At 70.5% G+C, this 24,513-nt stretch carries 21 protein-coding genes, 1 tRNA gene and 1 pseudogene; 2 read left to right on the forward strand and 21 right to left on the reverse strand.

Features of this window, described 5'->3' with window-relative positions; genetic code table 11:
• Positions 1-2: 2 nt before the first annotated feature.
• From MPTA5024_RS14235 to MPTA5024_RS14325, 19 genes are all read right to left on the reverse strand, one after another.
• The gene (locus tag MPTA5024_RS14235; protein WP_232326466.1) at positions 3-737 is read right to left on the reverse strand and encodes an HAD family hydrolase; all 735 of its coding nucleotides are present in this window, start codon (positions 735-737) and stop codon (positions 3-5) included.
• Entirely contained in the window at positions 734-2,902 is a 2,169-nt protein-coding gene (locus tag MPTA5024_RS14240) for an amylo-alpha-1,6-glucosidase (protein WP_051458160.1), read from the reverse strand. The genes MPTA5024_RS14235 and MPTA5024_RS14240 overlap by 4 nt, the downstream gene beginning before the upstream one ends.
• A gap of 50 nt (positions 2,903-2,952) precedes the next feature.
• Positions 2,953-4,557: an erythromycin esterase family protein gene (locus MPTA5024_RS14245; RefSeq protein WP_084369701.1), complete on the reverse strand. Its 1,605-nt coding sequence runs from the start codon at positions 4,555-4,557 to the stop codon at positions 2,953-2,955.
• Between the two features lie 22 nt (positions 4,558-4,579).
• Complete coding sequence (locus MPTA5024_RS14250; protein ID WP_036324496.1) at positions 4,580-4,783, reverse strand: DUF7167 family protein; 204 nt, start codon at positions 4,781-4,783, stop codon at positions 4,580-4,582.
• A gap of 3 nt (positions 4,784-4,786) precedes the next feature.
• Positions 4,787-5,254 carry an ester cyclase gene (locus tag MPTA5024_RS14255; RefSeq protein ID WP_051458162.1) on the reverse strand — a complete coding sequence of 156 codons (468 nt, stop codon included), beginning with the start codon at positions 5,252-5,254 and terminating at the stop codon, positions 4,787-4,789.
• 60 nt (positions 5,255-5,314) lie between these two features.
• On the reverse strand, positions 5,315-6,466 hold the full coding sequence (locus tag MPTA5024_RS14260; RefSeq protein ID WP_036324498.1) for a glutathione-independent formaldehyde dehydrogenase: 1,152 nt from the start codon (positions 6,464-6,466) through the stop codon (positions 5,315-5,317).
• Between the two features lie 13 nt (positions 6,467-6,479).
• Positions 6,480-6,932 (reverse strand): DUF1931 family protein, encoded by a 453-nt coding sequence (locus tag MPTA5024_RS14265; protein WP_036324499.1) that lies wholly within the window; start codon positions 6,930-6,932, stop codon positions 6,480-6,482.
• 39 nt (positions 6,933-6,971) lie between these two features.
• A complete protein-coding gene (locus MPTA5024_RS14270) occupies positions 6,972-8,633 on the reverse strand; it encodes an FAD-dependent oxidoreductase (RefSeq protein ID WP_036324501.1) in 1,662 nt (553 codons plus the stop codon).
• Positions 8,617-9,030 carry a thioredoxin gene (gene trxA, locus MPTA5024_RS14275; protein ID WP_232326467.1) on the reverse strand — a complete coding sequence of 138 codons (414 nt, stop codon included), beginning with the start codon at positions 9,028-9,030 and terminating at the stop codon, positions 8,617-8,619. Before trxA ends, MPTA5024_RS14270 begins: the two co-directional genes overlap by 17 nt.
• A 33-nt stretch (positions 9,031-9,063) precedes the next feature.
• Positions 9,064-11,682 carry an ATP-dependent chaperone ClpB gene (gene clpB / locus MPTA5024_RS14280; RefSeq protein ID WP_036324502.1) on the reverse strand — a complete coding sequence of 873 codons (2,619 nt, stop codon included), beginning with the start codon at positions 11,680-11,682 and terminating at the stop codon, positions 9,064-9,066.
• The gene (locus MPTA5024_RS14285) at positions 11,673-11,999 is read right to left on the reverse strand and encodes a chaperone modulator CbpM (protein WP_036324504.1); all 327 of its coding nucleotides are present in this window, start codon (positions 11,997-11,999) and stop codon (positions 11,673-11,675) included. Before MPTA5024_RS14285 ends, clpB begins: the two co-directional genes overlap by 10 nt.
• Complete coding sequence (locus tag MPTA5024_RS14290) at positions 11,996-12,985, reverse strand: DnaJ C-terminal domain-containing protein (protein ID WP_036324507.1); 990 nt, start codon at positions 12,983-12,985, stop codon at positions 11,996-11,998. Before MPTA5024_RS14290 ends, MPTA5024_RS14285 begins: the two co-directional genes overlap by 4 nt.
• Entirely contained in the window at positions 12,985-13,479 is a 495-nt protein-coding gene (locus tag MPTA5024_RS14295; RefSeq protein WP_084369702.1) for a nucleotide exchange factor GrpE, read from the reverse strand. The genes MPTA5024_RS14290 and MPTA5024_RS14295 overlap by 1 nt, the downstream gene beginning before the upstream one ends.
• 12 nt (positions 13,480-13,491) lie before the next feature.
• Positions 13,492-15,390 (reverse strand): molecular chaperone DnaK, encoded by a 1,899-nt coding sequence (gene dnaK, locus MPTA5024_RS14300; protein WP_036324509.1) that lies wholly within the window; start codon positions 15,388-15,390, stop codon positions 13,492-13,494.
• Positions 15,391-15,412: 22 nt separating this feature from the next.
• Positions 15,413-15,874 (reverse strand): general stress protein, encoded by a 462-nt coding sequence (locus tag MPTA5024_RS14305; protein ID WP_157099468.1) that lies wholly within the window; start codon positions 15,872-15,874, stop codon positions 15,413-15,415.
• A 333-nt stretch (positions 15,875-16,207) separates the two neighbouring features.
• On the reverse strand, positions 16,208-17,290 hold the full coding sequence (locus MPTA5024_RS14310) for a glycosyltransferase family 4 protein (RefSeq protein WP_269750578.1): 1,083 nt from the start codon (positions 17,288-17,290) through the stop codon (positions 16,208-16,210).
• Positions 17,291-18,548: 1,258 nt separating this feature from the next.
• A tRNA-Thr gene (locus MPTA5024_RS14315) sits at positions 18,549-18,625 on the reverse strand.
• Between the two features lie 66 nt (positions 18,626-18,691).
• Positions 18,692-20,245 carry an alpha/beta hydrolase gene (locus MPTA5024_RS14320; RefSeq protein ID WP_063794692.1) on the reverse strand — a complete coding sequence of 518 codons (1,554 nt, stop codon included), beginning with the start codon at positions 20,243-20,245 and terminating at the stop codon, positions 18,692-18,694.
• Between the two features lie 221 nt (positions 20,246-20,466).
• A complete protein-coding gene (locus MPTA5024_RS14325; protein WP_036324515.1) occupies positions 20,467-20,802 on the reverse strand; it encodes a winged helix-turn-helix transcriptional regulator in 336 nt (111 codons plus the stop codon).
• A gap of 125 nt (positions 20,803-20,927) precedes the next feature.
• Between MPTA5024_RS14325 and MPTA5024_RS14330 the strand changes: the two genes are divergently transcribed.
• Positions 20,928-21,779, forward strand: a complete 852-nt coding sequence (locus tag MPTA5024_RS14330; RefSeq protein ID WP_036324517.1) for an MBL fold metallo-hydrolase — start codon at positions 20,928-20,930, stop codon at positions 21,777-21,779.
• Positions 21,776-22,654: an alpha/beta hydrolase gene (locus tag MPTA5024_RS14335; RefSeq protein WP_036324519.1), complete on the forward strand. Its 879-nt coding sequence runs from the start codon at positions 21,776-21,778 to the stop codon at positions 22,652-22,654. The genes MPTA5024_RS14330 and MPTA5024_RS14335 overlap by 4 nt, the downstream gene beginning before the upstream one ends.
• Positions 22,655-22,802: 148 nt before the next feature.
• Here the strand turns inward: MPTA5024_RS14335 and MPTA5024_RS14340 are convergent, their stop codons facing one another.
• Together MPTA5024_RS14340 and MPTA5024_RS14345 are read right to left on the reverse strand one after the other, a co-directional pair.
• Positions 22,803-23,636 (reverse strand): PSP1 domain-containing protein, encoded by an 834-nt coding sequence (locus MPTA5024_RS14340; RefSeq protein WP_442922068.1) that lies wholly within the window; start codon positions 23,634-23,636, stop codon positions 22,803-22,805.
• Positions 23,637-23,779: 143 nt separating this feature from the next.
• Positions 23,780-24,513 (reverse strand): annotated as a pseudogene (locus tag MPTA5024_RS14345) (lactonase family protein); the annotation flags it as partial.

Here is a 24,513-nt window from a genome sequence, read left to right on the forward strand (position 1 = left end):
CCCTAAGGGAATCGAACCCTTGGCCCCTTCATTACGAGGGAAAGGCACGTCCCTGGTTGATAGCTCGCCGCCCTGCTCCAGCGGCCGACGCGGGCTGGTGGGGTGTGCGGCCATGTCCCACGATCGATCCAGATCGTACGGAGCCCGACTCCGCGTCCGCCGGCGATGTCGGCGATGTCGGCGATGAGGTTGTCTCCGATCATCCAGTCCCCGGCGTCGAGAGTCATGTCGCACCGCTTGACCGCAATCTCGAAGAGCCTGCGGTACGGCTTGCGAATGCCCTCGATCCCCGAGAGAGCGTAGGCCTCCACGGCCTCGGCCAATCTCGTCTGCTGGATCTTTCCGAGTTGGTTGTCCGCAGTTCCGTTGGTAACGATGGCCAAGGTCCGACCTGACGCGCGAAGCCGCGAGAGACCTTCCATCACCTGCGCTCGACATCGGACGAGGTACGGCATTCGCTTCCGGTAGCGGCTCCACAGCTCCTCGACCGTCTCGGGCAGGCCGAAGTGATCGCGAACCTTCGCGAAGAACACCTCGCGATGCGGGTAGCCGGCCTGACCTAGCGCGATCAACCAAGCCACCGCATCGCGCCTCAGACCGCGCTCATCGACGAACTCCGCAACCCACGCCTGGAAGGCCTCGTCTAGGTCCAGGAGTGTGTTGTCGAGGTCAAAGAGCGCAAGCCGCTGCACAGTCGTCCCGAACCGCGGGTCCCGCGCGGGCGGGTCGTCGCTCACGGTTCGCCCGTGAACTGGTCGTGGTGGCCGACGAGCGTGCTGACCGGTGGGCGGGGCGCGCAGTGCACCTCGATCTCGGGGGGCAGTCCGCTCAACTTGGTCTCGCCGCTGCCCCACACTACGAGGTTGACTCGACCACCGGCCAGCGGTAACCCCGTGATCCTCAGCTCGCCGAACTCCTCCGGCAGCACGGGGGCCACCCACAGCCGGCCGTACGGGATCCAGGGGTCGAAGCGCAGCAGTGATCGCAGGATCTGGACGGGGCTCGCCGCCGCCCAAGCCTGGGGGGAGCACGACGTGGGATAGGGCACCGGGATGGGGAACTCCTTCCTGCCGAACCCGCAGAAGAGCTCGGGGAGCCGCCCGCCGAACGCCTCCGCCGCGTCCAGCAGACCCATGGCCACCCGCTGCGCCTCGGCGACGAACCCGTAGCGCATCAGGCCCGACACGATCAGGGCGTTATCGTGCGGCCACACCGATCCGTTGTGGTAGCTCATCGGGTTGTAGGCACCCATCGACGAAGCGAGCGTGCGGACGCCGAACCCGGTGAACATCTCCTCCGACAGCAGGTGCCAGGCGACGTACTCCGCCTTGTCCTCGTCCACGATGCCGGTCCATAGGCAGTGGCCCATATTGGAGGCCACGCTGTCGATCGGCCTGCCCTCGCCGTCCAGCCCGATCGCGTAACAGCCCCGCTCCGGAAGCCAGAAGAGCTCGTTGAACATGCGGCGGAGAGAGCACGCCCGTTCCGTGTAGCGGCGCTCGGTCTCGTGGTCGCCCGCCTCATGCGCGAAGTGGCTGCGCGCGATGTAGGCCGCGTAGACGTAGCCCTGCGCCTCTGCCAGGGCGATGGGCGCGCGGGCCAGGGACCCGTCGGCGAAGTTCACTCCGTCGAAGGAGTCCTTCCAGCCCTGGTTGACCAGGCCCTTGTCGGTCTTGCGGCGGTACCAGAGCAACCCCTCGATCGGGCCCGCGCGCTCGCCGTACTCCTCGATCCACGACAGCGCCGCGTCGGCGTGCGGCACGAGCTCCTCGACGGCCTCGCGATGGATGCCCCAGCGGCGCAGCTCACCGAGGAGCACGACGTACAGCGGGGTGGCGTCGACCGAGCCGTAGTAGCAGGCGGCGCCATGGGGGGAGACGCCCGACGGCGCGCCGAACCGCAGCTCGTGCGGGATCTTCCCGGGCTCCTCCTCCGACAGCGGGTCGACCTTCGTGCCCTGGAGCCCGGCCAGGCGGCGCAGCGTGCCGAGCGCCGGTGACTGGTCGAGCGGCAGCGCCATCCACGAGGTCAGCAGTGAGTCGCGGCCGAACAGCGTCATGAACCACGGCGCGCCGGCGGCGATCGTGGGCGGCTCGTCCGGGGGCCCGGGCTCGTACAGTCGCAGCGACCCCAGGTCCTCCTTCGACCGCCGGAGTGTCCTGGCCAGCCCCGGATGATCCGTGACCACGTACGGGCCGTGCCGCTGCCAGGCCGCCAGGCGCACCGCAGGCCCGGCGTGCTCGACGGGATGGTGCGTGGAGAACCACGCCTGCGTCTCCTCACCGTCGATGATCGGATTCACCTGGAGGGCCGCCCTCCACTCCCCCCGGGCCGGCACGGTCACGCGGAAGCCGAGCAGTCCGGGAACGGCCAGCGCGTCAGCGGTCCTGATCACGGCGCCGCGAGCGCGGCTCGGCGAGTAGACACGCAGGCTCGCCCCCTCGGGCACCAGGTCGACGTCGGGGACGTGCCGGACACGGTTGATCTTCACCTCGAACAGGTCGGCGACGTCGGAGCCGATGTGGACGTCCACCAGGCAGCCGGCGGGCTCGTCGGAGAGGTTGCGCAGCAGCAGGTCCTCGCGCAGGCCGCCGCCGACGTACCGGTCCCGCACCAGCATCAAGGTGCTCTCGGCGCGGCCCGGCCTCGGCTGCGTACGGCCGACGAACGCGGCGTGGTACGGCTCGCCCGCCAGCACCTGGAGCGGCTCGATCGGCACGTCGTCCACCCGCAGCTCCCAACGGGACAGCAGCCGGGTGTCGGCGTGGTAGACGCCCTGCGGCCCGCCGGGCAGGATGTCGCCGTTCCAGGAGGAGACGCAGAACGAGCTCCCCTCCACGAGCGTTACGGTGCCGGCGCCCAGAGCGGCCGGCTGTCCCTCGAACGTCCACGCGTTCGCCATACGATCCCTCCCCCGAACGGCGGGTCAGCTGGAACCCTGCTGTCCCGGTCTCAGACCGCCACCGGGTAGGTCTCGGGAGCCTCTCCGCGCTCCCAGCGGGCCGTACGCTCCAGGGGTTCCAGGGCGCGGGTCTCGTCGATGTGGACGACCGCGTCGAACTGGTCGGACAGGCGGGTCTGGAAGTAGTGGCTCTGCCGTTCCGTGCCCGGGCGGTAGACGACGCCGATGGCCCGTTCGAGCAGCGCCTTGCGCAGCAGGTCCGCGGCGCCGACCGAGTGGACGAAGTCGAGCAGAAACTCCTTGTGCCCGACGTCGCGCAACAGTTCCTCGACCGAGTCGGGAAGCGCCCGGCGCACGTTCTTCCGGTCGGCGGGGCGGCCCCAGTCGTCGGCCGCCGTGACGGTCCCGGTGTAGGTGGTGAAGCCGATGAGCCGGCAGTCCTCAGGATTGTGCTCGCGCACCAGCTGGCCGAGGTTGAGCTCGCCGCGGGCCCCCATCTCGGTCGCCCGCGCGTCGCCCACGTGGGAGTTGTGCGCCCACACCACGATCTTCGCGGGCTCGCCGCGCTGCCAGCCGAGGTGCTCGGCCAGCGCGAACAGAGTGTCGGCCATGTGCCGGTCGCGCAGGTTCCACGACGAGACCCGCCCGCCGAACATCGTCCGGTAGTACCGCTCGGCGTTGGCCACCACCTTGGCGTTCTGCTCCGCGTAGAAGAACTCCTCCTCGCCGAGCAGGCCCTGCGCCCGCCGGTACTGCAGCGATCTGCGCTGGAGGTCGACGAGCTGGTCGACCACGTGCTGCTCGCACGACTCCCCCGCCCCGAACGCGGCGGCGAACCCGTACGCCTGCCCGTCGTCACCGTCCCTGTGCTCGAAGCAGGAGTAGCGGTCACGTGCCCGTTCCGCCGCGACCGGGTCCACCTTCTCGAAGTACGCGATGACCTCCTCCGCGGAGCGGTGCAGGCTGGTGCCGTGCGTGACCTCGCCGATCAGCACGAACCGCGCGTCGCCCACGATGTGGAACAGCACCTCGTCCGGGGGCGCGCCGTCGCGCGTGGGCACGAGCTCCGAGCGCAGGACGGCGAGGTCGGTGCGGGCGGGCGGGGCCCAGGTTCGCGCCGAGGTCGCCGCGCGGAGCAACTCGCGCACCTCCTCGTCGGCGGTCTGGGTGAAGTCCCAGTACGACTCCCCCATGGAGAAGAACGGGATCGGAGTGGTCGCGCAGACGACGTCGTCCACGAGGGCGGAAAGGTCCTCGCAGGTGGACTCCGGCGCGGCGGGCACGGCGACGACGATCTGGGCGGGTTCCCGTTCCCGCACCGCTCGGATCGCCGCACGCATGCTCGCGCCGGTCGCCAGTCCGTCGTCGACCAGAATCACGATCTTGCCGCGCAGTTCGGGCGTGGGCAGTTCTCCCCGGTAGGCGCGCTCCCATCTCGCCAGCTCGCGGGCCTCCCGCTGGGCGACCTCCCTGATCGTCCCGGACGGTATGGCGAGCGCGCGGGTGACGTCCTCATTGAGCTCCACCACCCCGCCACCGGACACCTGGAAGATGTCCCGCCGCCTGACGAGCAGCGGCAGGTACACGACCTGGGCCGCCACGCCCAACCCCACGAGAGCCACCTTCAGCGCGCCCACGTTCTCACTCACTCCCACGACGGGTCGTCCCACGGCCGCTCTACCCCTCCTGGATCTCCCTCCAACCGGCGCCGGAGTTAGCGCACACGAGCGCGTCGACGCGGTCGGCCAGGTACGCGTCGCGCTGGCCCGCACTCATCGCGTCCCAGTCGGCCCGTGGAACCCGGATCTCCTCGCTGACGACGTCGCGGCACTGGAAGAACAGCTCGACCGTCGCCATGTCGCCCACGTCCTCTGTCGGCATCGCTCAGTCCTCCGCGCGCCGCTCACCCGGCGACGGCTGCTCATCGAAGACGAGGCGCCCGCCGAGCTGGGTGTAGAGCTCCAGCTGGTCCAGGTAGATCCGGTGACTGATGATCTTGTCGTTTCCCACCGAACAGGTACTGGTGCCCGAAAGGGCGACCTGGCGGCCGGTCGCCTCCAGCACCTGGCCCCCGGGCAGCAGGAAGGGCCCGGTGTGGGTGCCGGTGAGCAGCCATTCGGTCACCGCCGGGTCGGCGCACAGGATGGTGTGCCAGACCGTCATGCACATGTCGGGGAAGCCCCTGAACAGATCTTCGTAGTAGGAGGCGATCTGCTCGTGGCCCTCCGCGACGCCCGCCGGGGTCACCAGGACCGCGTCCTGACTGTGACACTGGATCACCTCGTCCAGATCGTGCCTGTTGAAGGCGTCGTGCAGCCTTTGCTTGAGCCGGCGGGCGTCCGGCATGCGCATGGCGCGTCCTCCTCACTGCCGGAGCGGTCGGGCCGCGGGGCGCGCGGCTCCACGGGAGGATCAGCCGACGCCGGCGGGATGCAGGACTACCTTGGTCCAGCCCGGGTCGCGCCGGTCGAAGTGCTCGTAGCCGCCGGGCGCGTCGTCCAGATCCAGCTCGTGGGAGACGACCCAGGACGGCCGGGCCTTCCCCTTGTGGATGAGGGTGCAGAGCTGCCGGTTGTAGTTCTTGACGTTGCACTGACCGTTGCCCATGGTCTGGCCCTTGAACCAGAACATCCCGTAGTCGAAGGCGATCTCGCCCTGCTTGTAGAGGTCGTCGGGGCTACCGGGATCCATGGGGATGAACACCCCTACGACCCCGATCGTCCCGGCGAACCTCACCGACTTGACGAGGTTGTTCAGCGTCATGTTGGGATGCTCGTGCCCCTGGGGGTCGTGCGCCTGGTAGCCCACGCACTCGCAGCCCCGGTCGGCGCCCCTGCCCTGCGTGAGCTCCATGACCTGGTCGACCGGCGAGCTCTTGGAGTCGTCGATCGGGATCGCCCCGATCTCCTCGGCCTTGGCCAGCCGGTCGGGGTGGCGGTCCACGACCATCACCATGCTCGCGCTCTTGAATGTCGCGGAGTACGCGGCCATCAGGCCGACCGGCCCCGCGCCGTAGATCACGACCGAGTCGCCGGCCTGCACACAGGCGAGCTGGGTCGCGTGCCAGCCGGTGGGCCAGATGTCGGCCAGCATGACGTAGTCGGTCTGCCTCTCCCGCGCGTCGTCCGGCAGGACCAGGCAGTTGAAGTCGCCGAACGGCACACGCAGCAGCTCGGCCTGGCCGCCGTTGTACGGGCCCATGTCCGCGAAGCCGTAGGCGGCCCCGTCCACCCCCATCTGGGGGTTGGTGGTGAGGCAGAAGGCCGTCAGGCCCTTCTCGCAGTTGGCACAGAAGCCGCATGCGACGTTGAACGGCAGGCAGACGAGGTCGCCTACGCGGACGTTTACCACTCCCGGCCCCACCTCCACCACCTCGCCGAGGTTCTCGTGACCGAGGACACGGCCCGGCTCCAGGTCGGTCCTGCCCTCGTACATGTGCAGGTCCGACCCGCAGATGTTGGTCGTGGTCACACGGACCAGGACGTCGGTGGGCATCTCGATCCGCGCGTCCGGCACGTTCTCGACGTCGAGCTGCCGGGGTCCCTTGTATACGACTGCCTTCATGGTGTCCTCTTTTCTAGAGCAGCAGCTGGAAGACGCGGATCGCGCGATCCCAGTGCTCGGTCCTCGGATTCTTCAGCTCGGGATCGAGGACGGTGAACGTGCGCGCCAGTGCCAGCGACAGCCCGCCGACGATCTCGGACAGCCGTTCCCTCACCTCCTCGCCGATCGACAGGTCGAGCGGAGGCAACGCCGCGAGCTGCTCCAGGATGGGCTTCAGCTCGATGTCCTCGTCGAGGTCGCGGAACCGGTGGATGCTCTCCTGGAGGCCCTTGGTGATGGGCAGGTCCCAGGTCTCGACGATGTCCCGGACGTTCGCCTTCGCGTGGGCTTCGCCGATCACCAGGAGGTCGTACAGCTTCTGGTTCACGAAGTCGCTGTAGCGCCGGAGGTCCTCCTTGTCGACGTCGAGGCCCGCCGCAGTCCTGAAGAACCGTTCGAACCTCGGCACCGCCATCACTTCTGCCATCGCCAGTCCCCTTCCTCCCCGCGTGGACGCCTCAGCCCCTCACTTGAGGTGCTCGTGCACGAGGCGCACGGCCATCGCGCCCTCGCCGACGGCCGACGCGACCCGCTTGATCGATCCGTGCCGCACGTCGCCGGCCGCGAACACACCCGCCCTGCTGGTCTCCAGCGGGAACGGCCGACCCGTGGAGTCCAGCACGCCCTTCGTGCCGGAACGGGCGGCGTCCAGCCCGGTCAGGATGTATCCCCGGGAGTCGAGCGCGATCTCGTCGGCCAGCCACCGGGTGTACGGTTCCGCACCGATGAAGACGAACATCGCGCGTGCCTCGACGGTGAAGCGCTCCCCGGTGACGTTGTTCTCGACGACGACCGCCTCGAGCGTCCCCTCACCGGCAAGCTCCCGGACCTCGGTGTTCGGCATGACCCTGATCCGTGGGTGGTGCTCGATCTCGTCCGCCAGGTAGCGGGACATGTTCCTGGTGAGGGAGGCTTCGCGTACGAGTAGGCGGACGCAAGCGACCTGCCGGGCGAGGAACAGCGCGGCCTGGCCGGCCGAGTTGCCCCCGCCCACGACGACGACCGGGTCCCGGCTGCACATCTGCGCCTCGAACTCGGTGGCCGCGTAGTAGACGCTGGTCCCCTCGTACCTCTCCAGGTTCGGCACGTCGAGCCTCCGGTAGCGAACGCCTGTCACGATGAGCAGCGTGCGCGCGTGAACCGTCGTGCCCTCCTTCAGAGTGACGACGTGATAGCCCTCGTGCTCTCGCAGCGCGCACGCCTCCGCCGGGACGCTGAGCTCCGCGCCGAACTTGCGGGCCTGGATCATCGCCCGCTCGGCCAGCTCGCCACCCGAGATCCCGGCGGGAAAGCCCAGGTAGTTCTCGATCCGCGACGAAGTGCCCGCCTGGCCGCCCAGGGCGACGCTGTCGAAGACGACCGTGGCGAGCCCCTCGGAGGCGCCGTAGACCGCGGCGGCCAGGCCGGCCGGCCCGGCTCCGACGATGAGCAGGTCGCACACCGTCTCCCGCGCGCTGGGCGCCGGGAGGCCGATCGCTCTGGCCAGCTCCGCGTTGGTGGGGTTGCGCAGCACCAGCTCACCGCGCCAGATCACAACCGGCGTCTCCGCCGGGGTGATGCCCATCCGCCGCAGGAAGCGCTCGACCTCGGCGTCCTGTTCCAGGTCGATCCATCGGTGCGGCAGCCGGTTGCGCGCCGCGAACTCCCGCAGCCGACGGCAGTCCTGCGAGTAGCGGGAGCCCACGATCCGGAAACCGGCCCCCAGCCCGATGAGCATCGAGCGGCGGATGAGGTAGGCGCGCATGACGAGATCGCCCAGGATCTCATCGTCGGCGACCAGCCGGCGGAGCTCGTCCACGGGTACGTCCAGCACCTCGCCGTCCTCCGCCACCACACCGGTGACGAAGCTGGCCTGGCCGGTGAGCACGTTGAGCTCGCCCAGGAACCGGCCCGCGCCGTGGACCCTGATCACCTGATCGTCGACTCCGTACCCCTTGACGGTCGCCACCTTGCCGCTCAGTACGACGAAGAAGGCGGCGCACGGGTCGCCCTCCGCGAACAGCACGTCGTCCCGGTGAGCCGGGCGACGCTCGCCGTGCGCGGCCAGCGTCCGCATCTGCGTGTCGCTCAGCCGGGGGTAGGCGCCCTGCAGGTCGGGCGACTCGGTGAGCTCATCCGGCCAGCGCATCGCGGACCCATTCCCGTAACGCGGGCGCCGGGGCGGCGCCGGCCCGTTGGGCGACGACCCGCCCCAGCCGCAGGACGACGAGCGTCGGAACGGCCTGCACGCCGAAGCGCCGCGACGTCTCAGGCGCCTCGTCGATGTTCACCTTCACCAGCTTGATCCGCCCGGCCAGCTCGGTGGCGACCTGCTGGAGTGCGGGGCTCACCATGCGGCATGGTCCGCACCAGGACGCCCAGAAGTCGACGACGACCGGAATCCGCGCCGCCTCGGCGACCTCGGCGAAGTCCTCGTCCCCCGCGTCCACCACCCAGGGCAGCGACTCGTGGCACTCGCCGCAGCGCGGCGCTCCCGCCCCCGCCTTGGGCACGCGGTTGTTCCGGCCGCAGTGCGGGCACCTCACGACGCCAGACTCCACGACCTTCGGCGGCATCGGTCAGCCCTCCGGGTTGTCGTACGTGACGACGATCTCGCCGCCGGACAGTCCCACCCGGATGGTCGCGCCGTCGCGGACGTCGCCCGCCACCAGGGCCCGCGCGATCCGGGTCTCGACCTCGCGGGAGATGAACCGGCGCAGCGGGCGGGCTCCGTAGATCGGGTCGAACCCGCGCTCGGCGATGCAGCGGACCGCCTCCGGGCTGATCTCCAGCGTCATCCGGCGCTCGGCGAGCCGCGCCCTGATGTCGTTGAACATCAGCTTGACGATCTGCTCGATCTCGGTCTCGGTGAGCGGCTTGAACAGCACGATGTCGTCGATGCGGTTGAGGAACTCGGGACGGAACCGGGCGCGCAGCTCCGCCATGACCATCTCGCGCACCTCCGGGTCGATCTCGCCCGACGGCGCCGCCTTCTCGGTCAGGTAGTGCGAGCCGATGTTGGACGTCATGATGATCACGGTGTTGCGGAAGTCGGTGGTACGGCCCTGGGCGTCGGTGAGCCGCCCGTCGTCCAGCACCTGCAGCAGCGTGTTGAACACGTCCGAGTGGGCCTTCTCGATCTCGTCGAACAGCACCACCGAGTACGGCTTGCGCCGCACCGCCTCGGTGAGCTGGCCGCCCTCCTCGTAGCCGACGTACCCGGGAGGCGCGCCGACCAGGCGGCTGACCGTGTGACGCTCCTGGTACTCGCTCATGTCGACGCGGACGATGTTGTCCTCGGTGTCGAACAGCGCCGCGGCCAGGGCCTTGGCCAGCTCGGTCTTCCCGACCCCGGTGGGGCCGAGGAAGATGAACGAGCCGATGGGCCGGCGGGGGTCCTTGATCCCCGACCGCGCCCGGATGATCGCGTCGGCCACCGCCTGCACGGCCTCGTCCTGGCCGATCACGCGCCGGTGCAGGATCTCGTCCAGCCGCAGCAGCTTCTCCCGCTCGCCCTCCCGCAGGCGGCTGACGGGGATGCCGGTCCACCGCGACACGATGCCGGCGATCTCCTCCTCGGTCACCACCTCACGCAGCAGCCGCTGCCCGCCCTGCTTGCTCTCCAGCTGCTCCTCCGCCGCCCGCAGCTTCCGCTCCAGCTCCGGAAGCCTGCCGTGGCGCAGCTCGGCCGCCCGGTTCAGGTCGTACACGCGCTCGGCCTGCTCGGCCTCCCGGCGTACGCTCTCGATCTCCTGTCGCAGCTGCTGCACCTTGCGCAGGGCGTGCCGCTCGGCCTCCCACTGGGCCCGCATGGCGTCCGCCTCGGCTCGCAGGTCGGCCAGCTCCTTGCGCAGGGTCTCCAGGCGCTCCCGGCTCGCCGGGTCGTCCTCCTTGGCCAGCGCGGCCTCCTCGATTTCCAGCCGCATCACCCGGCGGGTCAGCTCGTCCAGCTCGGCGGGCATCGAGTCGATCTCCGTACGCAGCATGGCGCACGCCTCGTCGACCAAGTCGATGGCCTTGTCCGGCAGGAAGCGGTCGGAGATGTAGCGGTGGCTCAGCACCACCGCGGCGACGATCGCGCCGTCCTGGATCTTCACGCCGTGGAAGACCTCCAGGCGCTCGCGCAGCCCGCGCAGGATGGAGATCGAGTCCTCGACCGACGGCTCGTCGACGAAGACGGGCTGGAAGCGCCGCTCCAGCGCGGCGTCCTTCTCGATGTGCTTGCGGTACTCGGCGACCGTGGTCGCCCCGATCAGGTGCAGCTCGCCGCGGGCCAGCAGGGGCTTCAGCATGTTGCCCGCGTCCATCGCGCCCTCGGCCGCCCCGGCGCCGACCACCGTGTGCACCTCGTCGACGAACAGCAGGATCCGGCCCTCGGACGCCGTCACCTCCGTCAGCACGGCCTTCAGGCGCTCCTCGAACTCGCCGCGGTACTTCGCTCCGGCGACCAGCGCGCCCATGTCGAGGCTGAAGATCGTCTTGTCCTTCAGTCCCTCCGGCACGTCGCCGCGCGCGATGCGCTGCGCGAGGCCCTCCACGATCGCCGTCTTGCCCACGCCCGGGTCGCCGATCAGGACGGGATTGTTCTTGCTCTTGCGCGACAGGATCTGCACCACCCGCCGGATCTCGCCGTCCCGCCCGATGACCGGGTCGAGCTTGTCCGCTCGCGCCGCGGCGACGAGGTCGCGCCCGTACTTCTCCAGTGCCTCGTAGGCGACCTCCGGGTTGGCGGACGTCACCCGCTGGTTCCCGCGCACCTGCGTCAGCACGGACAGGAAACGCTCGCGAGTCAGCCCGTGCCCCTTGAGCAGCCGGCCGGCCGCGCTGTCCGCACCTTCGTCCAGCAGCGCGAGCAGCAGGTGCTCGACCGACACGTACTCGTCCTTCAGCCGGCCGGCCTCCCGCTCGGCGGCGTCGAACAGCTGGGACAGCCGCTGGGTGACGTAGACCTGGCCGGGGGCGGCGCCGGGACCGGTGGCGCGGGGCCGCCGCTCCAGCTCGTGCTCCAGTTCGAGCTGGAGCTTGTCCGGATCGCCGCCGGCGACCGACAGCAGGCGCGGGACGAGCCCGTCGGGCTGCCGGATCAGCGCGAGCAGCAGGTGCTCGCCGTCGACCTCGGTGTGGCCGAAGCGGAGCGCCGCGGTCTGGGCATCGTGCAGAGCCTCCTGCGACTTCTGCGTGAGACGGTTCAGGTCCACGATCTGTCTCCGGTCCTTCTCGTGCGGGTACGCAGAGCCGCCTCCAGCTCCGCGATGCGGTCCAGGAGGTCGGTCACGACGCCGAGAGAGGCGTAGTTGACGGCGAGCCCCGCGTGCAGGCGCTGGAGGCGGCCCGCGGCGACGACCTGGGCGGTCGGGAAGCGCAGGCCGCCCGAGGAGTCCGTCCAGGCGTCGATCAACCCCAGCGCCACCAGGCGGCGCACCAGCTCGGGGTGCAGTCCCGTGGCCCGGGAGAAGGACTCCAGGTCCAGGTGCCCGATGTCCACGTGGGCGAGCCGGATGAGCGGATACGTCATGACGGACTCCTCGGGTTGAAAGCCGAGATCCTGGCCAGTTGCTCGTACAGACGGCGCTCCTCGTCGCCGAGCCTGGGCGGCACCATGATCCGGGCCTCGGCCAGCAGGTCTCCGGGCCTGCCTCGCGGGTTCGGCATGCCCTGACCGCGCAGCCGCAGACGGCGCCCTGACGAGGTGCCTGGCGGCACCTTGACCTTCGCCTCTCCGCCGGGCGTGTCGACCGCGACGGTCGCCCCCAGCGCGGCCTCCGACGGCGTCAGCGGGAGGCGGACGTGGATGTCGCGCCCCTCCAGCCGGTAGCGCGGGTGATCGGTGATCCGCGCGATCAGGTACAGGTCCCCGGCCCGCGCGCCGTCGCTGCCCGCGCCGCCCTGGCCCGCGAGCCGGATCCGCTGGCCGTCGGTGACCCCTGCGGGTATGTTCACCTGGAGGGTGCGCCCGCCTCCCGGGCCGGGAATCGTGATGCTCCGCCGGCCGCCGCGGTAGGCCTCCTCCACCGTGAGCGGCAGCTCGGCCTCCTGATCGGCGCCCGGCACCGGACCCCAGCCACGGCCGGCCGCACGGCGTCCCCGCCCGCCGAAGACGCCGCCGAACAGATCTTCGAGGTCGATGCCCTCGAAACCCTCGCCGGTGGTGAAGTGAATCTCCTCCCCGCCCGGTCCGCGCGCCCATGCGGGCCCCGGCCCCGCCCAGCCCGGCCCCGCGCCGGCTCCCGCTCCGGCGCGGGCACGCGCGTACGCCGCCGGGTCCACGCCCTCGGGCACGCGGCGGAAGTCCGGCCCGAACGCGTCGTACCGCTGCCGCGTCTCGGGGTCCGACAGCACCTCGTACGCCTCCGAGACCTCCTTGAAACGGTCCTCGGCGTCCGGGGCCTTGTTGACGTCGGGATGGTAGGTGCGGGCCAGCTTCCGGTAGGCCCGCTGGATCTCGTCCTGGTCCGCCGTTCTCGGCACGCCCAGGATCTCGTAGAAGTCGCGCTCCGCCATCACTCGTCGGCTTTCGTGGAGACGACGACGGAGGCCGGGCGTAGTTGCAGCGCGCCGTCGCCGTAGCCGGGCCGTACGACCTCGACGACGGTGCCGGGGTCGGCGTCCGGAACGGCGACCGTGCTGACCGCCTCGTGCCTGGCGGGGTCGAACCGCGTACCCACGTCGTCCCTGCGAGGGAAGCCGAGGTGCGCGAGCACGCCGACCGCCTGATCGCGGACGGCCCGAACCCCCTCGATCACCGCGTCGGCGTCGGCGCCGGCGTGCTTGAGCGCGAGTTCGAGGTTGTCGACCACCGGCAGCCACTCCGCCGCGACCCGCGTGCGCTCGTCGATCCGCTGCCGGTCCAAGTCGCGCGCGACACGCTTGCGGAGGTTGTCGAGCTCGGCGACGGCCCGCAGCCACCGGTCCTCCAACTCGGCGAGCTTCTCCGGAACGGATTCCTCGACGTCCTGCCGGGGCTCCGGAGGTGGTGTCTCATTCCGCTCGGTCATGTCATGTCACGGCTATTCGGGGCTGGTGAACTCGGCGTCGATGACGTCCTCGTCCGAGGGGCCGGCGGCGGCCTGGCCGGGCCCGGCCTGAGTCGGCTCCTGGGTCTGGGCCTGGGCGGCGGACGCCGCCACGCCGAGGCCGTGGTAGACCTGCTGGAGCTCGGCCGTGAGGGCGCGCAGCCGGTCGATCGGCGCCTCCTCCTTGACGGCCTGACGGGCCTCGACGACCAGCTGGTCCGCGCGGGCCTTCTCGTGCACCGGCACCGCGTCGCCCAGCTCCGACAGCCGGCGTTCCACCTGGTGGGCGACCGAGTCCAGCTCGTTGCGCGCGTCGATTGCGGCGCGAAGCTCCGCGTCCTCGGCGCGGTGCCGCTCGGCGTCGGCGATCATCCGGTCGATCTCGCCGCGGTCCAGGTTGGAGCTCTCGCTGATCGTGATCCGCTGCTCGGCGCCGGTGTCCTTGTCCCTGGCGGAGACGTTCAGGATGCCGTTGGCGTCGATGTCGGTGGTCACCTCGATCTGCGGCACCCCCCGCGGCGCGGGCCGGATGTTCTCCAGCCGGAACCGGCCGAGCACGCGGTTGTCGGCCGCCCGCTCCCGCTCGCCCTGCAGGATGACCACGTCGACGGCCGACTGGTTGTCCTCGGCCGTGCTGAAGGTCTCGGTGCGCCGGGCGGGGATCGTGGTGTTCCGTTCGATGATCTTGGTCATCACGCCGCCGAGCGTCTCGACCCCGAGCGACAGCGGCGTGACGTCCAGCAGCACGACGTCCTTGACCTCGCCCTTGATGATGGCGGCCTGGACGGCCGCGCCGAGCGCGACCACCTCGTCCGGGTTGACCGTCATGTTCGGTTCCTTGCCCGTCAGCCGCCGCACGAGTTGCTGCACGGCCGGCATGCGGGTGGAGCCGCCGACGAGGATCACCTCGTCGAGGTCGTTCGTCGTCAGCTTCGCGTCGGCCATGGCCTGCTCCACCGGGCCCCGGCAGCGTTCGAGCAGGTCGTGGGTGATCTCCTCGAATGTCGAGCGCATCAGCGTGGTGTTGAGGTGCTTGGGGCCGGTCGCGTCAGCCGTGATGAACGGGAGGCTGACCTGCGTCTGCGTGACCGCCGACAGCTCCACCTTGGCCTTCTCCGCCGCCTCGAACAGCCGCTGCAGCGCCTGTGGATCGCGCCGCAGGTCGATCCCCTGGTCGCGCTGGAACTCGTCGGCCAGGTGGTCCACGATCCGCCGGTCGAAGTCGTCGCCGCCCAGGTGCGTGTCGCCCGAGGTGGCCCGCACCTCGATCACGCCCTCGCCGATGTCCAGGATGCTCACGTCGAACGTGCCGCCGCCCAGGTCGAACACCAGGACCGTCTCGTTGCCCTTCTTGTCCAGCCCGTAGGCGAGGGCCGCGGCCGTGGGCTCGTTGATGATGCGCAGGACCTCCAGGCCGGCGATCTTGCCGGCGTCCTTGGTGGCCTGCCGCTGGGCGTCGTTGAAGTACGCAGGCACCGTGATGACGGCCTCGTTGACCTTCTCGCCGAGGAACTTCCCGGCGTCCGAGGCCAGTTTGCGCAGCACGAAGGCGGAGATCTCCTCCGGCGCGTACAGCTTGTCGCGCACCTTGAACCGCACGGCGCCGTCCGGGCCCGGCACGACGTCGAACGAGACCGCCTTGATCTCGCTCTGGACCTCGTCGAACTTGCGCCCGATGAAGCGCTTGGCCGAATAGATCGTGCCCTTCGGGTTGAGGATCGCCTGGCGTCTGGCCATCTGGCCCACCAGCACCTCACCCTGGTCTGTGAAGGCCACCACCGAGGGAGTCGTGCGCGACCCCTCGGCGTTCGGGACGACCGTCGGATGCGCGTCCTCGGTGGTCGCGATGACCGAGTTCGTCGTGCCGAGGTCGATGCCCACCGCCTTGGCCATGTCCTCATCCCCCTCCTGGCGCTCACCTGAGCGCAGCGGTCTCACGAGCGTCCGTGAGCACGCGCCGGGCCTCGTCGGCGAACTCGGGGTCGACGAGGATGTCGTAGTGGTCGGCGACGACCGCAGGCACCGAGGCGAACGCCCGGTGCTGCACCACGTGAGTGATCGCACCCCAGACGAGGCCGAAGATCAGCCCGAGCACGATCGAGGAGCCGATGGCCCATCCGGCCCACGGGCTGAAGATCGCGAATATCACGCCGATCAGAAGACCGATCCAGCCGCCGGTACCGGCGCCGGTGACGAGCGCCCTGCCGAGGCCCCACCGCCCGAGCACCTTCTCCTCCCACCGCAGATCGCAGCCCACGATGGTGACGTGTGCGATCGGGAAGTCGTGGCGGGCCAGGACGTCCACCGCGTGCTGGGCCGCGTCGTAGCTGCTGTAGGTGGCCAGCACCACCTTGTGGGGCCCTGCTGTTCTCGGCATGCTCAAGGGACTAACCCCCTCGGCTGTTCCAGCTCGTGAAGACCACTCGCTCCGCCGCCGATGCGCATCGGCCCGGGCGGGAGAACCGGAATCCACGCCACCTTCGACGTCGGTGGCGTCAGGGCTCAACCAGCGAGAACAATCCCTATGACGCGTGCCCCCCGTCGGCTTGTGGAACACCCCGACGGAATTTTGTCCCCATCCCAGGATGCCGCCTGCCGTTCCCTCGCACCACCCTTCCTGCCCCGCATGAGCAGTGGCAGTCGCCCAAGGGGAGCGCCAGGTGCGAAGCAACTCCGTACTTACTCGGTCAGGCGTCGTGGCTTCACGAGTTCACCCTTTCCGTCCCGCCGGACGGCCCGGGTCAGGTATCGGCGCGAATACCTGCTGATACACGCGTTCGTAGGCCTCGGTCATCACCGAGATGTCGAAGCGTTGCAGCGCGTAGGCGCGCACGGCCGCCGGCTCCAGTCTCCCGGCCTCCTCGATGGCGATCGGGAGCTGCTCGACATCGTGACGGACACGGCCCGTCACCCCGTCCAGGACGACCTCGGGAACCGCACCCCTGCTCAGTGCCACCACCGGTGTGCCGCAGGCCATAGCCTCGATCATGACCATGCCGAACGGCTCCTCCCATTGCACCGGGAACACCAGACAACGAGCCCGGGACAGCAGGTCACGCTTCAGTGCGGCGTCAGCCTCGCCTACGTAGCGCGCCGCCCGGCCGAGCAGCGGCATGACGTGCTCCCGGAAGTACGCCTGTTCGACTCCTTCCGTCTGCTTGCCCGCCAGGACGATGGACCGGCCGGCCGGCCGGGCGGCCTCGATGGCCAGGTGGGCGCCCTTGCCGGGATGCAGTCGGCCCACCCATAGGACCCATTCCTCCTTGCGCGCGCGGAACGGGAACGTGGCGAAATCCACGGCATTGTGCACCTGCGCGACCCAATTGAGGTCAGGTGCGCTCGCCCGCTGCGACGAAGAGATGGCCACGAGGTTGCCGGCGGTGCCGAGGGCCCGGTAGTAGGCGCCGAGTTCACCCCGGACGTCGCCATGGCAGGTGACCACGGTGGGAGCCGTACGTGCCAACGCGCACAACGGCCCGGCGAGCGAATGGTCGTGGACCACGTCGAGCGCCAGCCCGCACAGGAAGCGCTCCGCCCTGGCGGTGTGCACGACTTCCGGATACGCCTCTCCGATCCTCGCCGACGGCGGCTCGTTGTAGGTGCGCCGATCGACTCCGTCTCCCGCGCCGATCACGGTCACCCGGTGCCCGCGGGCGAGCAGCCCGCGGACGAGATCCGCCGTCATCGACTCGATGCCGCCGTACCCCTTAGGCGGGATGTCGTACCACGGCGGGGCGACCATCGCGATGTGCAACGCCTGCGGCGCCCGTTCCGAAACGTTTCGCAGGTCCACGGAGACCTCCGGCAGCCTGCGGCCCGAGCGGTGCCGGAGGCGGCTGTGCCAGCATGCCGTCCCCCACACCTTCTCACCCCGGCCGGACTCCATGCGCACGGGGGCGGAACCGCGGTCACGACGTCTGAGACGACCGCCGTGACCGGACCCGGGACCGCCTGTCCGGGCCTGTGACGTGTCAGGGTGGTCGGCGAGGCGATCGCCGGCCATCGCGACGAGGTGTTCCTGGTCAGCCGGAGCAAGCGGGATGGTCGCGTTTTCCGCTTGCGGTCATCTCCTCGTCGGGCAGGCATAGCCATGCCGGAGCGGACGCCTGGGGTCAAGCCGTCGCTCGCGTGTACATGCTCCCGGTGACCTTCCACGCTCGCTGGTTGCCCTGCCCGCACTCGACGGCTTGACCTTGGGCAGCCGGTCTGGCATCCCTTCCGGGGCAGCCGACGAGGAGATGACCGGCGTTCATCCGCACCGTCTGCCTCATCTCTGAGGAGGGCCAGGGGTGCAGGGGGCGGAGCCCCCTGCGGCTCATCCCTACGGATGCAGCCGTCATATGGACCGCGTCGCCCTGGTCCCTGTCCTAGACACAGTGGTCTTCGATCGTGCGGCGTTGCGTCTCGGTGGTTGAGACCGCGCGTGGGCGGCGCCAGCCGGGACCGGCCGAAGAGCCGCAGCCCGGCCGGCTGGCCGACCGGCGCGCGACGCGGGCCGCCGCAGGCGGGCCGCTTTAAAGTCGTGGAGAAAGTACTCATCCGGCAGGACAGGTGCACCGGCTGACCTGGCGACGCTGGCTCCTGCTCGACTGCGGATTCCGTGTGAGGATTGTGGAACTGCGGGACTGGCTCGGGGGTTATCCCTGCTGATCCTGATCCTTGCTCGCCTCGACGATGGTGCGGTCCGCGGGGAGCTTGCGGACCTCGCCGTCTGGCTCGGTGATGACCAGGATGGGAACGCCTTCGGAGATGCGAGTTGCCGGCGCTTGGGCTCGGTCGGCGGTAGGTGCCTGCGAGGCCAGCTAGGGACCAAGCGATGACTTCCCGTGGACGCAACCAGCAGCGCAGCGTGGTCTCGCTCAGTCATCCCCTGTCCTCCGTATGCAATGCTGGCCACCATCTGGCCACAGAGGCTGTCGGCAGAGAGTCCTGTTGCGGGGTGAGATGACCGTAGGACGGAACCTGCGCAGACGCCGCAGCCTCTCGTTGCTGTACGAGCTGCCGTACGTATACGACAAAGGCCCCCATGATCACCATGAGGGCCTCTGAGCTGGAGCCGCCTAAGGGAATCGAACCCTTGACCCCTTCATTACGAGTGAAGTGCTCTGGCCGACTGAGCTAAGGCGGCACGCCGCGAACGGCTTCGCCAGTCTACAGGTTCGGCCGGGTTCTCGCGCACCAGCCGCGTTGCCAGCTACCCGATCTTCGGGCACACCGTGCCGTTCTTGGGCACGCGGAGCGAGATCAGGTAGCCGTCCACGGCCGAGTCCACGCAGGTCGATCCCGAACGGTAACCGGTGTGGCCGTCGCCGTCGAAGCCGAGCAGCACGCCGGAGCTCAGCTCCGACGCCAGGCCCTTGGCCCACTCGTACGGCGTCGCGGGGTCGCGGATCGTCCCCACGACGAGGATCGGCGGGGCGCCCGCGGCCTTGAGCGGCTTGTCCGTGCCCTTCGACTCGACCGGCCAGTACGCGCAGGGCAGCGAGCCGTACATCACGAACGACCCGAACTGCGGGGCGACCCTGGCGGCCTCGCCGGCGGCACGCTTGTACTCGCCCGGGTCCTTCGGGAACGGGTGATCCAGGCAGTTGATCGCCATGTTCGACTCGGTCTGGTTGGAGTAGGTGCCGTCCTGATGCCGGTCGACCAGGATGTCCGCCATGCGGAGCAGGTCGGTCCCGTTGCCGTTGAAGGCGTGGCCGAAGGCGGCCCGCAGCCGTGGCCACGCGTCGCGCTCGTACAGCGGCGTGACGATGCCGAGGGTGGTCCACGCCTCGTTGACCTGCCGGCCGTCCCCCAGGTCGTTCTTGAGGGGGTGCTCGTCCGCCTTCTTCAACAGGGCGCTGACCTCGGCCATGGCCCCGTCGACCGTACGGCTGGTAAAGGGGCAGGCGCCGTCCTGGAAGCAGTCTTCCAGGAACGCCTTGAGCGCCACCTCGAAGCCCTGGGCCTGGACCTCGTTGGCCTTGAGCGACGGGACGGCCGGGTCGACGGCCCCGTCGAGCACCAGGGCCCGCACCTGCTTGGGGAAGAGGTCGGCGTAGACCGCGCCCAGGTAGGTGCCGTACGACTTGCCGAGGTACGTGAGCTTGGTGTCGCCCACGACGGCGCGCAGCACGTCCATGTCACGGGCGGCGTCGGCCGTGCCGACGTGCGGGAGCAGGTGGCCCGACTTCGCCTCGCAGTCGTCGGCGAAGCCCTTGGACTCCCGCTCCAGCGTCGTGAGCTCCTCCGGCGTGTCCGGGCTCGCGTCGAGGCTGACGAACGCGTCGAGCTGCTTGCTGGTCATGCACCGGACCGGGGTCGACTCCCCGACGCCGCGGGGGTCGAAGCCGACGATGTCGAACCGGGACCGGATGCCGTCCGGGAACAGCGCCCGGGCCGAGCGGGTGTACTGGATGCCCGATCCGCCCGGCCCACCGGGATTGATGAGCAGCGAGCCGACGCGCGTGCCGGTGGCGCGCAGGCGGATGGCGCTGACCTCGATCCGCTCACCCGAGGGCTTGTCGTAGTCGAGCGGCACCTGGATGCGGGCGCACTGGAAGCCGTCCCCGCAGTCGTTCCAGGCCGGCTTCTGACTGTAGAACGGCTGGAGCGCCGGGGTCGGCGCCTTGATCGTCGCGGGGTGGTCGCTCCCGCCGGCGGTCCCTCCGGCGTCGCGGGTGGCGGCCGAACACCCACAGGCCAGCAGCGCCGCCGTGACCGCTGCCACGACCCGCCGCGCCGGCCACCGCTTCGCCCGCGTCACCGGCCTCGCCCCTCGCCCGATCCGCGTCCCGTTGTCCCCGCCGTGTGGCTGGCCGCTCGCATGTCGCCGCTCTCCCCTGTTCCCCGAACCGCGTACGTCGCCGGTGACGTACACGGAGTAAGGAACCAGCATGCCGTCATCCGCGGCGTGCGGCCACTCGGCCCGCCCCACGCGAAGCCGGTCGAGGGCGGCGGATTACCACCCGCGTCACAACCGCCTCCCTAATCCTCCGCCGCGTGTTCCACCGCCCAGGCGCAGATGGCGCCCAGCGGTTCGCGCAGCGTACGTCCCAGGTCGGTCAGCGCGTACTCCACGTGCTGGGGCGCTGTGTCCTTGATGACCCGCCGTTCGACCATGCCGTCCGCCTCCAGGCCTCGCAGCGTCTCGGTCAGCATCTTCTGAGTGATGCCGGGCAGCCGGCGGCGCAGCCGGCTGTGCCTCTGGGGACCGGCCAGCAGGGCGTAGATCACCAGTACCCGCCACTTCGCCGCGAACCGCTCAAGGGCCTGTCGCGTCGCACAGCTCTCCTCCAGCATGTCGGGAATCACGGGATCCATGCGGCCTCCGCTCCCTCTGTACGCCTGCCCCGATGGGCACCGTGAAGTGCCTTCTGGCCCGGCGACCGTGGCACGCCTAGCCTCGCCATTGCTTCGGAGATCAACACTAGGACAGGGGCGCGAGCATGAGTGATCTCGTCATCCACACGTACACGGCGGCGGAGCCGGGCCTGTTCTCCAACAGCTACCTGCTGGAGACGGCCGAGGGGGTGGTCCTCGTCGATGGCAACCTGCTCGTCTCCGACGCCCGTGCCCTCGCGGCGCGCCTGGCCGCACTCCGCAAACCACTGCTCGGAGCGTTCGTCACCCACGCACACCCCGACCACTTCAACGGCCTGCCGTACGTGGTGGACGAGGACGTGCCGGTTCACGCCTCGGTCGCGGTGGCCGAGACGATCGAGCGGATCGCCGTGCCCAAGCGGGAGCAGTGGCAGCCCGTGTACGGCGACGAGTGGCCCGACCGGTATCGGGTGCCGGACCGCCTTGTGAAGGAGGGGGACATCGTGGAGGTCGCCGGCCTGCGGGTCCGGATACGCGACATCGGGCCGGCGGAGAGCCACGCCGACTCCTGTCTCCTGGTAGAGGCGGGCGGGAGACGGGTGGCGTTCACAGGCGACCTGGCGTTCGGCGGAACGCACCCCTACACAGCGGACGGGCACACCACGGCCTGGCTGCACGTCCTGGATCGCGCGATCGAGGAGCTGGACGGACTGGTGCTCTACCCGGGCCACGGCTCACCGGGCGACACCGGCCTGTTCGTCCGGCAACGGCAGTACCTGCTGCTGTACCGGGAGGTCGTGCGGCGGCTGGCCGGGGACGCCCCCTCCCTGACCGATCGGCAGAAGCAGGAGTTGACCGCGGTGATGACCAGGTTCCTGCCGGACGCGCCCCTGGAGTGGCTGGTCGGTGCGGGCGCCGATGCGGTGGCCGCCGAACTGTCCACCCTGGCCACCACGTCCGGGGAGGCCGGGCGGTGACATCCACGGTACGGACCGAGCGGGTCACCTTCTCGGCGGCCGGTGTCGAGCTCGTCGGAGAGCTCAGGCTGCCCGAACGGCTCGAGCCCTCGCCCGCCGTCGCCCTCACCGGGCCCTTCACCGGCGTGAAGGACCAGGTCACGGGACTGTACGCGGAGCGACTGGCCCGGGCGGGCCTGGTCACTTTGGCCTTCGACCATCGGGGGTTCGGTGAGAGCGGAGGGCGCCGGGGGCACGAGGACGGCGAGGGCAAGCTCGCCGACCTGCGCTCCGCGGTGGGCCTGCTCTCCCGCAGGGCAGAGGTCGACCCGAGCCGGATCGGCCTCGTCGGTGTGTGCCTCGGCGGCGGGTACGCGATCCGGGCGGCCGCCGCCGACCCCCGGGTGAAGGCCGTCGCCGGAATCGCAGGTGCCTACAACAACCCGGCCTGGTTCGCGGAGCGGATGGGCGACGACGCCTACCGGACCGCGCTCGGACGTTTCCTCGACCGCTACGACGAGTACCTGCCCGCAGTGGCGCCCGACGGCGGCGAGGCCGCGATGCCCGGCGACGAGCCGTACTCCTACTACGGCACCTCCCGTTCCGCGTCGACGCACTGGGACAACCGGGTGACCTGGGGGTCGCTCCATTCACTGATGACCTTCGACGTACTCGGCGCGGCCCCGCTGCTCGCCGCCACGCCGCTGCTCGTCGTCCATGGGCGGGTCGACGCGTACTGCGCGCCCGAGTTGGCGGACGCGCTCCTCCAGCGGAAGCCGGGAAGCAAGGAGATGCTCTGGCTCGACTGCCGCGAACACATCGACCTGTACGACGTGGAGCCGCATGTCACGCGCGCCGCCGAGGCGGCGGCGGGTTTCCTCCACCGCCGTCTGTGACGGCACGGCCACCCGCCACGGCATCACGGCAGCATCGCCGCGGCATGCCCGGGCACGGGCGGCATCGGACTCACGCCGCGCTGCCCGAGCATCGATGCCCGGCGGCGAAGAGATCTCCGATGGCGCACTCACCGATCACCGCCGACGGTCAGGTGCTCGAATCGCTCCCGGCTCCGCCGTACATGGAGTCGTGGGCCTTGCGGGGGGCGCAGACGCTGGCCTTGGAGCAGGCGCACCGGCGCCCGCCGTCGTCGAGGCGGACGATGACCGAGTCGGACGGCACGTTGTGGCCGACGACCGTCCCCCGGCCCTGCGGGGTGTCCACCGGCGCGCCCGTACGGGGGGCCGAGGCGCGGAACTCCTGGTACAGCGGGTGCTCGTACTTGAGGCAGCACATGAGGCGACCGCAGGCGCCGGCGATGCGCAGGGGGTTGACCGGGAGGTCCTGGTCCTTGGCCATCCGCACCGAGACCGGCTCGAAGTCCTTGAGGAAGGTCGCGCAGCACAGGTCGCGTCCGCAGGGGCCGATGCCGCCCTGCAGCCGGGCCTCGTCGCGGGGACCGATCTGCCGCAACTCGACGCGGGCGCGGAGGTTGCGGGCCAGGTCGCGGACGAGCGCCCGGAAGTCGACGCGGTGCGGCGCGGAGAAGTAGACGGTGTAGACGTTGTCGGCGTCCAGGTAGTCGACGCCCACCACCTTCATCGGCAGCTCGTGCCGCTTGATGAGCCGCTTCGAGACGCTGCGGGCCTCGGCCCTGCGGCGGCGGTTGACCTCGTCGCGCGAGAGGTGTTCCTCGGTGGCGAGGCCCTCGCAGACCGGCAGGCCCTCCACGTCGTCGCTGACGTACTGCGGGGCCCACACGCACTCGGCCACCTCGGGCCCGCTGTCGGTGGGGACCAGGACCTTGTCGCCCACCTTCGGGGAGTGGCCGCCCGGGTCGAGGTAGTACAGCCGTCCGTAGCGAGTGAAGCTCACGGCCATGATCATGCCCACAAGCCCGGCCCTCCTCGATCCCTCGCGGCGTGTGCCCGCACCCCACGATACGTTCCCTTTACCTCTGCCGACGTCTCGGCATGCGTGGGGCGGCGTCCGGAGCCGTTCGGACGCCGCCCCGTAAGGAACGCCTACCAGGCGAGGGACTCGACGGTCCCCAGGTCGTCGTGGCCCAGGATCCGGTACTGCGACCCGCTCACCGCGCCCACCTCACCCGGCCGGGTGACCAGCAGGTTGCGGCCCGTGCCGTCGAGGTCGAGGCCGCGAGGGATTCCCGCGCCGTCGGCCCGGTACAGCACCTCGGTGAGCCGCCCGGTCGCGACGTCGTACGAGGCCGCTGTGACGGTGAAGATCGCCCGCGTGGCCCTGGGCTCGGTGACCTCCATGGCCACCGCCGTGTGCAGGGCGATGATCCGGGTGCCGTCGGGTGAGAGCGCGACCGCGTCCACCGGTTCCGCCTTATCGCCCGCGGAGCCGGCGAGGTCGACCGTACGCGCCTGGTCGAGGCCGTCGCCCGCGGCCTCGGTGTCCAGCAGCGACACCGTGGACCCCCGCTCGCAGAACACCACCTTGCCCACCGGGCCGGAGGCCGGCGTCGCCGGTTCCTGCTCCGGCACGGTCTCCCTCTTCGTCGCCACGACGCGGCACACGGGCCCGCCCAGCGGCGGCACGACCTCCCCTGTGGACGGATCGACCACCACGGTCCCTCCGGGCGCGGGAGCCGGCGAGATCGTCCTGGGCAGCGTGGGCGGCGTCGGGTCGCCGGGCGCGGCCGACGGCGGGACCGCCGGGGCCCCAGGAGCCGGCACGAGGACGGGCGGCGTCACGGCCTCAGCCGGCGGCGGGGCCGTGGGCGCGGCGGGGG

The organism is Microbispora sp. ATCC PTA-5024 (genome assembly GCF_000511135.2).
GTDB classification, from domain to species: Bacteria; Actinomycetota; Actinomycetes; order Streptosporangiales; family Streptosporangiaceae; genus Microbispora; species Microbispora corallina.